14 protein-coding genes are annotated in these 13,413 nt (G+C 69.6%); 4 read left to right on the top strand and 10 right to left on the bottom strand.

The genetic code is table 11. From position 1 onward, the window contains the following. Positions 1-423: creatininase family protein (locus tag I73_RS08485; protein ID WP_159105865.1), on the bottom strand; the 423-nt coding region annotated here is incomplete at its 3' end. 117 nt (positions 424-540) lie between these two features. Between I73_RS08485 and I73_RS08480 the strand changes: the two genes are divergently transcribed. After that, positions 541-765 carry a hypothetical protein gene (locus I73_RS08480; RefSeq protein WP_148289731.1) on the top strand — a complete coding sequence of 75 codons (225 nt, stop codon included), beginning with the start codon at positions 541-543 and terminating at the stop codon, positions 763-765. Between the two features lie 18 nt (positions 766-783). Here I73_RS08480 and I73_RS08475 read toward each other — a convergent pair whose 3' ends face one another. Continuing rightward, positions 784-1,518 carry a glutathione S-transferase N-terminal domain-containing protein gene (locus tag I73_RS08475; protein ID WP_022980216.1) on the bottom strand — a complete coding sequence of 245 codons (735 nt, stop codon included), beginning with the start codon at positions 1,516-1,518 and terminating at the stop codon, positions 784-786. Positions 1,519-1,677: 159 nt separating this feature from the next. Here I73_RS08475 and I73_RS08470 point away from each other — a divergent pair, with 159 nt between their 5' ends. Further along, positions 1,678-2,625 carry a beta-propeller fold lactonase family protein gene (locus I73_RS08470; protein WP_022980215.1) on the top strand — a complete coding sequence of 316 codons (948 nt, stop codon included), beginning with the start codon at positions 1,678-1,680 and terminating at the stop codon, positions 2,623-2,625. A gap of 71 nt (positions 2,626-2,696) precedes the next feature. Here the strand turns inward: I73_RS08470 and cyoE are convergent, their stop codons facing one another. The 6 genes from cyoE to I73_RS08440 all read right to left on the bottom strand — a co-directional run bounded on the left by cyoE (position 2,697) and on the right by I73_RS08440 (position 8,981). Then, positions 2,697-3,584: a heme o synthase gene (gene cyoE / locus I73_RS08465; RefSeq protein ID WP_022980214.1), complete on the bottom strand. Its 888-nt coding sequence runs from the start codon at positions 3,582-3,584 to the stop codon at positions 2,697-2,699. An 11-nt stretch (positions 3,585-3,595) separates the two neighbouring features. Next, complete coding sequence (gene cyoD / locus I73_RS08460) at positions 3,596-3,928, bottom strand: cytochrome o ubiquinol oxidase subunit IV (RefSeq protein WP_022980213.1); 333 nt, start codon at positions 3,926-3,928, stop codon at positions 3,596-3,598. Further along, positions 3,928-4,542: a cytochrome o ubiquinol oxidase subunit III gene (gene cyoC / locus I73_RS08455; RefSeq protein ID WP_022980212.1), complete on the bottom strand. Its 615-nt coding sequence runs from the start codon at positions 4,540-4,542 to the stop codon at positions 3,928-3,930. The genes cyoD and cyoC overlap by 1 nt, the downstream gene beginning before the upstream one ends. A gap of 16 nt (positions 4,543-4,558) precedes the next feature. Continuing rightward, positions 4,559-6,613 carry a cytochrome o ubiquinol oxidase subunit I gene (gene cyoB, locus I73_RS26885; protein ID WP_022980211.1) on the bottom strand — a complete coding sequence of 685 codons (2,055 nt, stop codon included), beginning with the start codon at positions 6,611-6,613 and terminating at the stop codon, positions 4,559-4,561. Positions 6,614-6,617: 4 nt separating this feature from the next. Continuing rightward, the gene (cyoA, locus tag I73_RS08445) at positions 6,618-7,556 is read right to left on the bottom strand and encodes a ubiquinol oxidase subunit II (RefSeq protein ID WP_022980210.1); all 939 of its coding nucleotides are present in this window, start codon (positions 7,554-7,556) and stop codon (positions 6,618-6,620) included. Positions 7,557-8,087: 531 nt separating this feature from the next. Next, positions 8,088-8,981, bottom strand: coding sequence for a LysR family transcriptional regulator (locus tag I73_RS08440; protein ID WP_022980209.1), 894 nt, complete (start codon positions 8,979-8,981; stop codon positions 8,088-8,090). Between the two features lie 137 nt (positions 8,982-9,118). Here I73_RS08440 and I73_RS26880 point away from each other — a divergent pair, with 137 nt between their 5' ends. Both I73_RS26880 and I73_RS26875 read left to right on the top strand, forming a co-directional pair. Next, on the top strand, positions 9,119-10,111 hold the full coding sequence (locus I73_RS26880) for a DMT family transporter (protein WP_022980208.1): 993 nt from the start codon (positions 9,119-9,121) through the stop codon (positions 10,109-10,111). Then, positions 10,093-10,989: an alpha/beta fold hydrolase gene (locus tag I73_RS26875; protein WP_083876633.1), complete on the top strand. Its 897-nt coding sequence runs from the start codon at positions 10,093-10,095 to the stop codon at positions 10,987-10,989. Before I73_RS26880 ends, I73_RS26875 begins: the two co-directional genes overlap by 19 nt. On the opposite strand, the gene I73_RS26870 is transcribed toward I73_RS26875, so the two are convergent. Beyond that, positions 10,934-11,974 (bottom strand): AraC family transcriptional regulator, encoded by a 1,041-nt coding sequence (locus I73_RS26870; protein ID WP_159105864.1) that lies wholly within the window; start codon positions 11,972-11,974, stop codon positions 10,934-10,936. The two genes, I73_RS26875 and I73_RS26870, sit on opposite strands and share 56 nt — an antisense overlap. 49 nt (positions 11,975-12,023) lie before the next feature. Then, the coding region (locus I73_RS26865; protein WP_022980205.1) for a cryptochrome/deoxyribodipyrimidine photo-lyase family protein at positions 12,024-13,413 on the bottom strand (1,390 nt) is incomplete at its 5' end.

Here is a 13,413-nt window from a genome sequence, read left to right as displayed (position 1 = left end):
GGCCGTGCTTTCCAGCAGGCCTCGAAAGACCGATGTGGGGATGGAGATCGTGCCCGTGAAGCGCATGTGCCCTGCCGGCGGCGTGACCGCGCCCTCGGGCACATAGGCCAGCACCGGCGCCACCACCGCGCGACCCCAGGACCGGGCGATCTCGTCGACCAGGAAGTGCACCCGCACATTGTGCTTGCCCAGGGCCATGTGGGGGCCGCTTTGCTCGGTGCCGCCGATGGGCACCAGCACCGTGTCCACGCCGGCCTGCTGGCGGGCCTGGAGCTCGGTGGTCGTCAGGCGCTCCAGTTCCACCGACGCGGCGGGATCGGTGGGAGGCGAGGCGGCCTGAACCGAGGGTAAACACAGCCCGCACAGCCACGTGAAGGAAAGCAAAGGCAGGAACCGGGTTCCTGGGGAGATGAACGAACGCATGGTGGAGATTGTCGCTGCGGCCGGCGTTTTCTGAACCCCTGTCGCAGCCCCCACGCCACACCGTGCACGAGGCATTCAGGCCGGTGTGTCCCACGAACCCTTCATTGCGGAGGCATCATGAGCCCAGTGGACCGTCTGATCGAACAGCACATCCTGGAAGCCGAACTGCGCCAGCGTCACATCGACGAGGCGATGGCGGCGCCCGAGCCCGCGGCCCCGGCCACCGGCGCCCCGCAGGCTCAGGCGCCCGATCACGCCCCGGCCACCCACGGTGCGCTGGAAATCCTCGGCAGCGAGCTGGAGAAGGCGCTGGCCGCCGTCATGGAGCCCGGCCACCGCTGAGCGGGCGGCACCCCGCCCTCAGCGGGGTGCCGACACCGAAGCCGCCGTCTGCCCGAACAGCAGCTTCTTGCCGGCTTCGGTGACGGCCGTGCGGCCGCTGAAGGGTTCGGACTGCGCCACGGCGTAGGCCCGCACCGTGGCCGGACGGGCCGCCACCTCGGCGAACCAGCGCGAGAGGTGAGGAAAGTCGGACAGGCGCTGCTGCTGCCGCTCCCAGGGCACGATCCAGGGGTAGATCGCCATGTCGGCGATGGTGTAGTCCGAGCCCGCCACGAAGGGCACCCGCGCCAGGCGCCGGTCCAGCACGCCGTAGAGGCGGTTGGTCTCCTTCACATAGCGCTCGATGGCGTAGGGCAGCTTCTCGGGCGCGTAGATCCCGAAGTGGTGGTTCTGCCCCGCCATGGGCCCCAGGCCACCCACCTGCCAGAACAGCCACTCCAGCACGGCCTTGCGGCCGCGCAGGTCGGCCGGCAGGAAGGCGCCGTGCTTCTCCGCCAGGTACAGCAGGATGGCGCCGGACTCGAACAGGCTCAGCGGCTCACCGCCGTCGGCCGGCGCCGGGTCCACCAGGGCCGGCATGCGGTTGTTGGGCGACAGGGCCAGGAACTCGGGCTTGAACTGGTCGCCGGCGCTGATGTTGACCGGGTGGATCTCGTAGGGCTGGCCGAGTTCTTCGAGCAGCATCGTGATCTTGTGGCCGTTGGGCGTGGGCCAGTAGTGCAGGGCGTAGGGCAGCGGTGAAGCGACTGTCATGGGCGACCTTTCGTGGCGTGATGCCATGGGATTGCTCCATTCTGGTACGAGGCGAATCCCCCTGGTGGGCCTGCGACCAGGGTTCTGCCCGTACCCAGCGGGGGCGCCGATTTCTACACTGTGACGCAAGCGGCAGCCCCTCTGCCGCAAGGATGTGTCATGCCCCGTCTGAACGCCCTGATGGCTGCCCTGGCCGGCGCCGCACTGTGCACCGCCGCCTTCGCCGTCCCCCATGCCTACGTCCCCAACGAGGGTTCCGGCACCCTCAGCGTGATCGACACCCAGACCGACCAGGTCGTGGCCGAGATCCCGGCCGGCAAGAAGCCGCGCGGCACGGTGGTCACGCCCGACGCCAGCACCGCCTTCGTCACCGACCAGCCGGCCGGCGCGCTCAATGTGGTGGACCTGGTGGCCGGCAAGCTGGTGGGCAGCATCCCGCTGGGCAGTTCGCCCGAGGGCGCCGGCATCTCGGCCGATGGCCGCTGGGTGGCCGCCGCAGTCGAGGAAGGCAATGAGGTGATGTTCATCGACACCACCACCCGCCAGAAGGTGTTCGAGGTGAAGGTCAAGGGCCGCAACCCCGAGCATGCGGTGTTCTCGCCTGACGGCAAGACCGTGATCGTCAGCGCCGAGGAAGGCGAGGCGGTGGACGTGATCGACTTCGCCAGCCGCAGCGAGGTGGCGCAGATCCCGGTGGGCGCGCGGCCTCGCGGCATGGGCTTCTCGCCCGACGGCAAGTTCGCCTGGGTGGCGGCCGAGACGGCCAGCGAGGTCTACAAGATCGACACCGCCAGCTGGAAGATCGTGGGCCAAGTCAAGGTGGGCCTGCGCAGCAACGGCATCGTGGTGCACCCGGACGGCCAGCGGGTCTTCGTCTCCAACGGCGGCGACCACAACGTGATGGTGATCGACACCCGAACGCTGGCCATCCAGGCCACCATCCCGGTGGGCCAGCGCCCCTGGAACATGGCGCTCACGCCCGATGGGCAGAAGCTCTACGTGGCCTGCGGCCGCTCGGGCGCGGTCTCGGTCATCGACCTGGCGAAGAACGAGAAGGTCAAGGACATCCCGGTGGGCAAGCTGCCCTGGGGCGTGGCCATCCGCTGACGCGGGCACCAAAGCAAAGGGCGGTCCGAGGACCGCCCTTTTTCATGGCTGAACCGCGGTTCAGCGCTGCATCACAGCACCCAGCCCACGTGGGCCGGCACCTGGCCATCCACCGCCATCATCACGCTCAGGGCGGAGATGGTGACGGTCGAGAACAGGAAGACCTGGCGGGCCCAGCGGCGGTCATCCACCGCCGGCTGGTAGCCGGCCAGCGCCATCTTCAGCCACCACAGGCTGGTGGCCACCGCCACCGCCAGGTAGCCGTAGCCGGCGTAGCCGCCCACCACCAGCAGCACGGTCGCCGCGGCAAAGGCCAGGATGTAGAGCACGATCTGGCGCTTGGCCTCGGAGACGCCACGCACCACCGGCAGCACCGGGATCTGGGCCGCTTCATAGTCCTTGAAGCGGAAGATCGCGATGGCGTAGGAGTGCGGCATCTGCCACAGGCAGAACATCAGCAGCAGGATCAGCGCGCCGGTATCGAAGCGGCCGCTGGCGGCGCAGTAGCCCGCCACCGGCGGCACCGCGCCGGACAGGCTGCCCACCACCGTGCCGTAGACCGAGCGGCGCTTCATCCACAGGCTGTAGACGCCCACGTAGATGAAGTAGCCGAAGGCCGCGCAGGCCGTGGCCAGCGCATTGGTCCACAACGCCAGGGTGGCGAAACCCGCCAGCCCCAGCACCAGGCCGTGCGCGAAGGCCGCCCGCACGCTCATCGCGCCGGTCACCAGCACCCGTTTCTGGGTGCGGGCCATGCGGCTGTCGATGTCGCGGTCGATGCAGTTGTTGATCGCGCAGCCCGAGGCCACCACCAGCGACAGACCGATCGCCGTGGCCAGCATCAGCCCCCAGTCCAGGGGGTGGCCCTGGCTGGCGAGCAGAAAGCCGCCGAAGGTGGCGATCAGGTTGCCGCCCGTGATGCCGGGCTTGGTGACCTGGAAGTAACGGCTGAGCTTCAAGTCGACCTCGCTCAGCGCAGCATCAGCGCGTCGGCGGTGGTGATGATCCAGATCGACAGGCCGATCAGCAGCACGATCACCATCGCCGTGAAGGCGAAGGAGAAGGTGTTGACCCGGCCGGATTCGGTCGTGAAGTTCAGGTGCAGGAAGTACTTCAGGTGCACCAGGATCTGCACCACCGCGAAGATCAGGATGCCGGCCGTGGCCGCCGAGGCGGTGAAGTGGCCGCTCATCACGATCCAGAACGGGATGGCCGTCAGGATCACGGACAGAGCGAAACCGACCAGGTAGCTCTTGACGCTGCCATGGTCCTCGGCGGCGTGTTCATGCGAAGCGGCGCTCATCACAGCACTCCCTTCAGGTAGACGACGGTGAAGACGCAGATCCAGACGATGTCCAGGAAGTGCCAGAACAGGCTCAGGCAGCTCAGGCGCGTCATCAGGCGGTCGCTCAGACCGGACTTGACGGTCTCGATCATCAGGATCGCCATCCAGATCAGGCCGGAGGTCACGTGCAGGCCGTGCAGACCCACCAGGCCGAAGAAGGCCGACAGAAAAGCGCTGACCTGCGGGCCGTGGCCCTCCTCGATCATGTGGTGGAACTCGTTGACTTCCATCCCGATGAAGACCGCGCCGAAGACGAAGGTCAGGGCCAGCCAGGCCAGCACGCCCGACTTGTTCTTCTTGTGGCCGGCGATCATCGCGAAGCCGTAGGTGATGGAGCTCAGCAGCAGGGCTGCCGTTTCCACCATCACATAGGGCAGGTCGAAGATCTCGCGGCCCATGGGGCCGGTGGCCACGTTCCGGTACAGCACCGCATAGCCCGCGAACGCCGTCGCGAACAGGATGCAGTCGGTCATCAGGTAGAGCCAGAAGCCCAGCACCGTCTGGGAACCGGTGTCGTGGTGCTCGTGCTCGTCGTGCGCGCCGTGCGCGTGCTCAGCAACGTAGGTGCTCATGTAGGTTCACTCGCTCTCAGGCTGTGGCCACGCCGGCGCTGCCGGGCAGGGCCTGGCCGTCGGCCTGGGGTTGCACACCAGCCTGGGCCGCGCGCACCTTGGCCAGGTGGGCGTTCTCGGTGGCCAGGATCTCGTCGGGCTGGATGTAGAAGTCCTTGTCCGGGTCGTAGGCGCGGCCCAGGGTGCCGGCCACGATGCCCAGCAGACCCACGATGGCCAGCCACCAGATGTGCCAGATCAGCGCGAAGCCCATGGCCGCCGTGAACAGGCCGATGACCACGCCCCAGGGGGTGTTCTTGGGCATGTGGATCGGCGCGTACTTGGCCGGTTGCTGGTAGGCCACGCCCTTTTCCTTCATGTCGGTCCAGGCGTCCACGTCATGCACCGTGGGAATCACGGCGAAGTTGTAGGCCGGCGGCGGCGAGGAGATGGACCACTCCAGGGTGTGGCCGTTCCAGGGGTCGCCCGACAGGTCCAGGGCCTGGGCCTGCTTGCGCTGCAACAGGCTGACGGCCAGTTGCAGCAGCTGGAAGGCGATGCCCAGCGCGATGATCGCGGCACCGACGGCGGCCAGGTACAGGTACGGGGTCCACAGCGGGTTGTCGGTGTGGTTCAGGCGACGGGTCATGCCCAGGAAGCCCAGGGCGTACAGCGGCATGAAGGCGATGAAGAAGCCAATCTGCCAGCACCAGAACGCGGCCTTGCCCAGGGTGGGGTTCAGCTTGAAGCCGAACACCTTGGGGAACCAGAAGGCGAAGCCGGCCAGGTAGCCGAACACCGCGCCACCGATGATGGTGTTGTGGAAGTGGGCGATCAGGAACAGGCTGTTGTGCAGCACGAAGTCCGCACCCGGCACGGCCATCAGCACGCCGGTCATGCCACCGATCGAGAAGGTCACCATCGCACCCAGGATCCAGAAGATCGGGGGTTCGAAGCGCAGGCGGCCGCGGTAGATGGTGAACAGCCAGTTGAACAGCTTCACGCCGGTGGGCACCGAGATGACCATCGTGGCGATGCCGAAGAAGGCATTCACGTCGGCGCCGGAGCCCATCGTGAAGAAGTGGTGCAGCCAGACCATGAAGCCCAGCACCGAGATCACGCCGGAGGCGATGATCATCGAGGTGTGGCCGAACAGGCGCTTGCCGGTGAAGGTGGAGACCACTTCCGAGAAGATGCCGAACGCCGGCAGGACCAGGATGTACACCTCAGGGTGACCCCAGGCCCAGAACAGGTTCAGGTACATCATCGCGTTGCCGCCGGCATCCGCGGTGAAGAAGTGGAAGCCCAGGTAGCGGTCCAGGCTCAGCATGGCCAGGGCGCCGGTCAGGATCGGGAAGGAGGCGACGATCAGCACGTTGGCCCAGGTGCAGGTCCAGGTGAAGATCGGCATCTGCATGAGCTTCATGCCGGGGGCACGCATCTTCCACACGGTCACCAGGAAGTTGACCGCGGTCAGCGTGGTGCCGATGCCGGAGATCTGCAGGGCCCAGGTGTAGTAGTCCACCCCCACGTCCGGGCTGAAGCCCAGCTCGGCCAGCGGCGGATAGGCCACCCAGCCGGTGCGGGCGAAGTTGCCCACGCCCAGCGACAGGTTCACCAGCGCCGCGCCCGCCACCAGCAGCCAGAAGGACAGCGAGTTCAGGAAGGGGAAGGCCACGTCACGCGCGCCGATCTGCAGCGGCACCACGATGTTCATCAGGCCCGTCATGAACGGCATGGCCATGAAGATGATCATGATCACGCCGTGGGCGGTGAAGATCTGGTCGTAGTGTTCCGGCGGGAAGATGCCGAGGTTGCCCCCGGTGGCCATGGCCAGTTGGCCGCGCATCATCGCGGCGTCGGCGAAGCCGCGCAGCAGCATCACCATGGCGACGACGATGTACATCACACCGATCTTCTTGTGGTCCACCGAGGTGAGCCACTCACGCCACAGGTAGCCCCACTTGCCGTACTTGGTGATCAGGGCGACGATCACCAGTCCCAGCAGGCCGGCCCCGGTCAACGTGCCCATGATGATGGGCTCGTGCAGGGGAACGGCGTCCAGGCTCAGCTTGCCCAAAAACGTCGACATCGCGTTACTCCTTGGTGGGCGGCACCGGCTCGCACAGCGTCTTGGTGAGCGCGGCCAGCTTCAGGTCGTCGTCGGTGGCGGCCAGCGACTGGCGGCCTGCCATGTACTTGTGCATCACGGCGTCGAACAGACGCGGCTCTGCGGCGGTGAAGTAGGCCGGCGGGTTGTTCTCGCTCGGCTGGGCCAGGGCCAGGTAGGCCTGGGCATCCAGCGGCTTCGCCTGGGCCTTGACCTTGGCCACCCAGGCCTGGAAGTCCTCGGGGGTCTCGGTGGCGATGGCCTTGAACTTCATGCCCGAGAAGCCGGCGCCGCTGTAGTTGGAGGACATGCCGTCATAGCTGCCGGCCTCGCTGGCCAGCAGGTGCAGCTTGGTCTCCATGCCGGCCATGGCGTAGATCTGGCCGCCCAGCTGCGGGATGAAGAAGGAGTTCATCGCCACATCGGAGGTGATGCGGAAGTTGACCGGCGTGTCCTTGGGGAAGGCCAGCTGGTTGACCGTGGCGATGCCCAGGTCCGGGTAGATGAACAGCCACTTCCAGTTCAGGGCCACCACGTCCACCTTGATCGGCGCCTTGGCCGAATCCAGCGGGCGGTAGGGGTCCAGCTTGTGGGTGGTCTCCCAGGCCAGGATGGCCAAGCCGATCACGATGATCACGGGAATCGTCCAGACCACCACTTCAATTTTCGTGGAGTGGGCCCATTTGGGGGTGTAGACGGCGGCCGTGTTGCTGGCCCGGTACTTCCAGGCGAACACCAGGGTCATCAGGATGACCGGCACCACCACCAGCAGCATCAGGAAGGTGGCGGTCAGGATCAGCGACTTCTCGTCGGCACCGATCGGCCCTTTCGGGTCGAGGATGCCGCCCTTGCAGCCCGACAGAAGCGTGGCCAGCAAGGCTGAGCCGACGCCCAACCAGCGGGTGGGTCTAGAGTTACTCGTCATACGACTGGATGGTTGATGAAGATTCGGAAACCGCAGGGCGGCAGGATGATCGGTGCCGGGAACATCCGGCGCTGGGAGGCAGGACTGACGCACCAGGCGCCGGTCCGACATCAGCCCGGTGAGGCGGATGCCATCCCCCCAGACGGCGGACCGGCCGGGGGCTCGGCACCAGGCGGCCATGCCGCCACCGGGCCGAGCGCACCCACGCCCGCGCGCACGGCGCAGGCGTCACCCGTGCGCCAGAGCGACTGGCGCGGTTGATGCTTCCGGTTCATGTGGCAGGCCCCGCGGCATACCGCCCACCCCATTGATCTGACGCATGACGCCATGGGACGACGATTGACGTGCCGCAATATTGGTACTTGACCTAGATTGTAGGCGCTGCGCTGGTTAGCTCCATTGACGGGGCTGACATGTCGGAATAAGTTGCCAAGTTTTGCCGACTTGCGTTAGATCACATTCGGACCTATGCAATACCCTGCCCGGCCTCGCCACCGGCAGGCTCGGCAACTCCCCCGGACCGCGGGGTGTTCAGGGTTGCCCGTCGCTGCCCCACAGCGCGGCCACGGTGTCACGCACCGCCGCCACCGCCGGAATGGTCAGCGCCTCGGGTGAGCTGACCCAGCACAGCCAGGTCTGCCCCTCCCAGCCGGGGTAGATGCGGACATGGCCCTCGCGCTCGGCCGCCTGGGCCTGGTCGCGGCGCATCAGCCCCACGCCCAGTCCGCTGACCACCATGCTGCGCAGAGCCCCCTCGCTGTCGGCCATCAGCCCACCGGGCACGCTGGCCCCCGCGGCGGCGAACAGGCGTTCGAGCTGCACCCGCAGGCCGCACTCGGGTGGCGTGGCCACCCAGGGCAGGCCCGCCAGGGCTGCCAAGCTGTCAGGCATGCCTGAATCGGCCATCCGCTGTGGCAACGCTGCAACAACCTGACAAGGTTGTAAGCGAAGGATGTCCAACCCCTCCAACTGCTCGTGCTCGCTGAGGACCCAGGCGCAGTCCAATTCGCCCCGGCGCACCGCCTGGATGGCGTTCATGGAAATGCCCTGGCGCAGCTGCAGCGCCACCTGGGGATGCGCCTCGGCCAGGCGGACGAAGACCTCACCCAGGCGCAGCGCCACCGGGTCGCTGACCGTGCCCATGCGCACCACCCCGCGCACCTGCCCGCGGATCTGCGCGGCCGCCACCTGCATCGCCTGTGCGGCGGCCAGGGTGCGCTGCGCATCTGTCAGCAAACGCTGACCCGCCAAGGTGAGCGACATACCGCGCGGGGTGCGGTCGAACAGGCGCACGCCCAGCTCTTCTTCCAGGGCCTTGAGCTGCGCACTGACCGCTGGTGCGCTGGTGAAGACCCGTTCGGCCGCGCGGGTCAGGTTGCCCTCGGTCGCCACCGCCACGAAGGTCTTGAGCTGGTAGATCTCCATGGGCGGCGATTCTCCGCGGGCCACCGCGGGCGCGTGTCTTGATTTTCCGAAGGCCCTGCTCCACCGAAACGAATGGACCCTGGCCCGGGCCGGCCACCAGACTGGCGCCCTTTCCAATCCCGCCCGAAGGACTCGCCATGAACCCCGTTTCAGCCCCCTGGGCCGTGGTCGCGCTGCTGCTGGCCACCACCGCCTGGGGCAGCATGTTCCTGGTCGCCAAGCCGATGGTGGCCCAGCTGGACCCGGTCTGGTTCACCATCCTGCGCTATGCCCTGGCCTGCCTGCCGCTGGCCTGGCTGGCGCACCGTCACGGCCAGGCGCCCTGGTCTCAGCTGCGCCGCCACCGCCTGCGCCTGTCCCTGCTGGGCCTGGGCGGCTACGGCCTGTTCAGCAGCCTGTGCTTCTACGGCCTGCGCCTGTCCCAACCCTCGCACAGCTCCGTCATCATCGCCACCATGCCCTTCACCGCGCTGGGCCTGCGCTGGTGGCTGGACGGCCAGCGCCCCTCGGGCCGGGCCCTGCTGGGGGCCGGGCTGGCCCTGGTCGGCGTGGCGACCGTGGCGGGGCTCTGGCACCCGGCGGCGCCGGGCCATGCCGGCAACCACGCCCTCTGGGGCGACGCCATCACCCTGGTCGCCACCCTGGGCTGGGTGGCCTACACCCGGGGCGCCGCCGCCTTCACCCAGCTCAGTCCGCTGGCCTTCACCACCCTGACCGCGCTGGCCGCCCTGCCCTGGATGCTGGCCATCGCCCTGGGCCTCACCGCAGTGGGCCTGTGCGCCCTGCCCACCCCCGCCACGCTCGTCAGCCTGTCGCAGGGCCTGCTTTACATCGCCCTGGTGCCCAGCGTGGTGGCGGTGCTGGCCTTCAACATCGGCGTGCGGCGCCTGGGGCCGACGGTCGGCATGTTGTTCCTGAACGTGGTGCCGGTGTCGGCGATGGTGATGAAGGCCCTGCAGGGGCACCCGCCCCAAACCGAGGAACTGCTGGGCACGGCCCTGGTCGCCATGGCCCTGGGCCTGCACGCCCTGCCGGCCGGCTGGCGCCCGCGGTCCATGCTCTGGCGCCGCCGGTCATCGCCAACCGCTGCGGTGCCCTGCACCATGGCAGCATGCCCTCCCCCCCGATGAGCCTGCCCCAGCCCGCCACCCACCACCTCGCCGTCGAAGGCGGCCAGATCGCCTATGACGACACGGGCGGCCCGGGGCCCCTGGTGATCGGCCTGCCCGGCATGGGCGACCTGCGGCGGGAATACCGGCGGCTGCGCGCGCCCTTGCAGGCGGCGGGCTACCGTGTCGTGACCCTGGATGTGCGGGGTTTCGGCGACACCGACGCCCGCTGGACCGACCTCTCTGCCCGGGCGGTGGGCCGGGACGTCCAAGCCCTGGTCACCCATCTGCAGGCCGGCCCGGCCGTGGTGCTGGGCAACTCCTTCGCAGCGGGCTCGGCGCTCTGGGCCGCGCACGAAGCGCCCGATCGGGTGCGCGCTGCGGTGCTGCTGGGCCCCATCGTGCGCGACCAGCCCATGCCTTGGGCGATGCGCGTCCTGGTGCGCCTGGGCTTTGCGGGCCCCTGGCGGGTGGCCTTCTGGATGAGCTTCTGGGACCGCCTGTTCCCGCAGCGCCGGCCGGCCGACCAGGCCGAGGCCCGGGCCGCGCTGGCCGCCAATCTGCGCGAGCCCGGCCGCATGGACGCCCTGCGCCAGATGGCGAGCCTGTCCAAGGCCGACACCGAGGCCCTGCTGCCCCACAGCCGCCTGCCGGCCCTGGTGGTCATGGGCAGTCGGGACCCGGACTTTGCAGACCCGCCCGCCGAGGCCCGCTGGCTCCGCGACGCCCTGAAGGCCGAACTGCTGCTGGTGGACGGTGCCGGCCATTACCCGCACCTGGACAGCCCCGACGAGGTGGCCCCGGCGGTGATCGACTTCCTGAGACGCGTGGCCCCGGTGCCGCTCAGCCCAGTGCACGGCGCCGGGCCTCGGCCGGCGTACAACCCGTCCAACGCCTGAAGGCCCGGTGGAAGGGGCTGGGCTCGGCAAAGCCCAGCAGGTAGGCCACCTCGCCCAGCGCCAGACGGGGATCGGCCACATAGCGCAGGGCCAGTTCGCGGCGCAGCTGTTCCAACAGGTCGGCAAAACAGGTCTGCGCCTGGGCCAGCTTGCGCTGCAGGCTGCGCTCGCTCAGGTGCAATGCGGCCGCCACCTCGGCCAGCGTGGGCGTCCCCTGGGCCAGGCGCTCGGCCATCTGCCGGGAGACCTGCGCCGCCAGTGGCAGATCCGCGGCCGGCCGCTGGGCCAGCAACTGCTCCGCATGGGCGGTGACGATGCGTGAGAGCCCCGGATCGGCGCCGGGCAGGGCGCGGTCGAGCACCGCGGTGTCGAACACCAGCGCCGACACCGCCGCGCCGAACGCGGGCAACTGGCCGAACACGGCCCGGTGCAGCGACACATCGGCCGGCGCGGGATGGGCGAATTGCACCGCCAGCGGCCACACCGGCGAGCCCGCCAACTGGCCGGCCACCACCACCAGCGAGCCCAAGGTGAACTCGCTGGCCGGGGCACAGGGCTGGCCCATGCCCGGAATGAAACCATGCACCACCCGCAAGGTCTGGCCCTGGGGCTGCAGATCGAACTGGGCCACATCGTGGACGAGCGCGTTGTAGCGGGCCAGCCGCTGCAGGGCCTCGCGCAGCGTGGGCGCGGTGCGCACCGCGTAGTCCAGCACATCGAACTGCCCGGCGCGGATCTGCCGGGCCGCCCGCAGGCCCAGGCCTGGGTCGCCCAGGGCCTCGACCGCCGCCAGCCACAACCGCGTCTCGTCGGCCAGCGGCAGGGTGGCGTCCGGTCGGGCCCAGGCGACCGGGGCATCCTCGGCCAGGCCCGCGCGGGCCAGCAGGACCGGTGCGGCCAGGCCACGTTCGCCGGCCACGGCCAGCACCATCAGCGCAATGCGCGCCAGCACCCGAGGGGACTGGGCGCGTGCAGGAACCGACACAGAACCGATCGCCGCCGTCATCGGCCGCGATGTTCTCATGCGGCCGGCCTCACCACAGGCTCAGCTGGGCCTCGGCCTCCGCGGCGGCGGCAGGGGTTGGACGGCGACGACGGCCGATGGGCGGCAAGCCCGAGCGGCGCGAGCCATGGCGATGTTGGATGGCCTGGGCCTCGGCCCGCACGTCCGCCTGCTGACGCAGCCCGTAGAGCACCGTCTTGGCCCGGGTCAGCGCCGCAGCCTCGTCCACCACCGGGGCCGGGTAGGCCGGCGTGCCCCACTCGGGCAGCCAGCGCCGCCGGTAGCGGCCCTCGGGGTCGTGCTCGGCGGCCTGCTTGGCCGGCGAGTAGATGCGCAGGGTGTTGATGCCGGTGGTGCCCGACTGCATCTGCATCTGGCTCCAGTGGATGCCCGGCTCGAAGTCCAGGAACTGGCGGGCCAGGAACAGGCCCGGCGCGCGCCAGTGCAGCCACAGGTGGTAGGCCGCGAAGCTCACCAGCATCGCCCGCATGCGGAAGTTCAGCCAGCCGGTGGCGCGCAGCTGGCGCATGCAGGCGTCCACCATGGGGTAGCCGGTGCGGCCCTCGCACCAGGCCTCGAACAGGTCCTGGCGCCAGGGCGCCTCGCAGCCGGCGTCGCCGGGCCGCAGGCCGTCGTGGGCGCGGGAGAAGTTGCGCCACTCCACCGCCGGCTCGTCCTCCAGCTTCTGCATGAAGTGGCAGTGCCAGCGCAGCCGGGCACCGAAGGACGTCAGGTCACGGGCCAGCGCGGCATCGGCGGTGGCCAGGCGCGCCCGCTCGGTGGCCTGGAAGACGCAGCGCATCGACACCGTGCCGAAGGCCAGGTGCTCGCTCAGGCGGCTGCAACCGGTCTCGGCGCTCAGCGGGCTGGACAGGGCGCGCCGGTAGCCGGCGGCCCGCCCCTGCAGAAAGCTGCCCAGGCCGGCCCAGGCCGCGGCCTCGCCCGCCGGCGGCAGCGCGGGCACCGGGCCGGACAGACCCAGCTCGGCCAGGGTCGGCAGGGGTTCGGGCGCCAGCCCGGGCACGCCGGCCCAGCCGGCCGGACGCGGCAGCGGCGGCGCCTGCATGCGGCGCGCCCACTGCGCGGCCCAGCCGCTGCGGCTGCGCAGCCGCCGCACCACGCCAGTCTGCGGCCATTCCAGCCAGGCCACGCCCTGGGCCCGGCACCAGGCGGCCACCGCCTTGTCACGGGTGTAGCTCCAGCCGGGCCCGGTCTCCTCGTGGCTGAGCAGGTGGCTCAGGCCCTGCGTGCGGCGCAGCGCCTCCAGCACCGGCACCGCCTCGCCCACCCGCACCAGCAGCGGCAGGCCACGGGCGGCCAGGGCCTCGCGCAGCGGCGCCAGGCAGGCCAGCAGATAAACGACGTGGCGGGGATGGCATTCGGGGCTGTCGAGCCAGGCAGGGTCGATCAGCACCAGCGCC

The sequence above is a fragment of the Ideonella sp. B508-1 genome, from assembly GCF_000333615.1.
In the GTDB taxonomy this organism is placed as follows: domain Bacteria; phylum Pseudomonadota; class Gammaproteobacteria; order Burkholderiales; family Burkholderiaceae_C; genus Ideonella.
Note: the sequence above shows the minus strand (reverse complement) of the source record. Positions and strands in the feature narration are given on the sequence as shown.

Bases quoted from the DNA above. Each gene is read 5' to 3' on its own strand.
- I73_RS08480 (WP_148289731.1), top strand. From the start codon at position 541: ATGAGCCCAGTGGACCGTCTGATCGAACAGCACATCCTGGAAGCCGAA.
- I73_RS08475 (WP_022980216.1), bottom strand. From the start codon at position 1,518: ATGACAGTCGCTTCACCGCTGCCCTACGCCCTGCACTACTGGCCCACG.
- I73_RS08470 (WP_022980215.1), top strand. From the start codon at position 1,678: ATGCCCCGTCTGAACGCCCTGATGGCTGCCCTGGCCGGCGCCGCACTG.
- cyoD (WP_022980213.1), bottom strand. From the start codon at position 3,928: ATGAGCGCCGCTTCGCATGAACACGCCGCCGAGGACCATGGCAGCGTC.
- cyoC (WP_022980212.1), bottom strand. From the start codon at position 4,542: ATGAGCACCTACGTTGCTGAGCACGCGCACGGCGCGCACGACGAGCAC.
- cyoB (WP_022980211.1), bottom strand. From the start codon at position 6,613: ATGTCGACGTTTTTGGGCAAGCTGAGCCTGGACGCCGTTCCCCTGCAC.
- cyoA (WP_022980210.1), bottom strand. From the start codon at position 7,556: ATGACGAGTAACTCTAGACCCACCCGCTGGTTGGGCGTCGGCTCAGCC.
- I73_RS08440 (WP_022980209.1), bottom strand. From the start codon at position 8,981: ATGGAGATCTACCAGCTCAAGACCTTCGTGGCGGTGGCGACCGAGGGC.
- I73_RS26880 (WP_022980208.1), top strand. From the start codon at position 9,119: ATGAACCCCGTTTCAGCCCCCTGGGCCGTGGTCGCGCTGCTGCTGGCC.
- I73_RS26875 (WP_083876633.1), top strand. From the start codon at position 10,093: ATGCCCTCCCCCCCGATGAGCCTGCCCCAGCCCGCCACCCACCACCTC.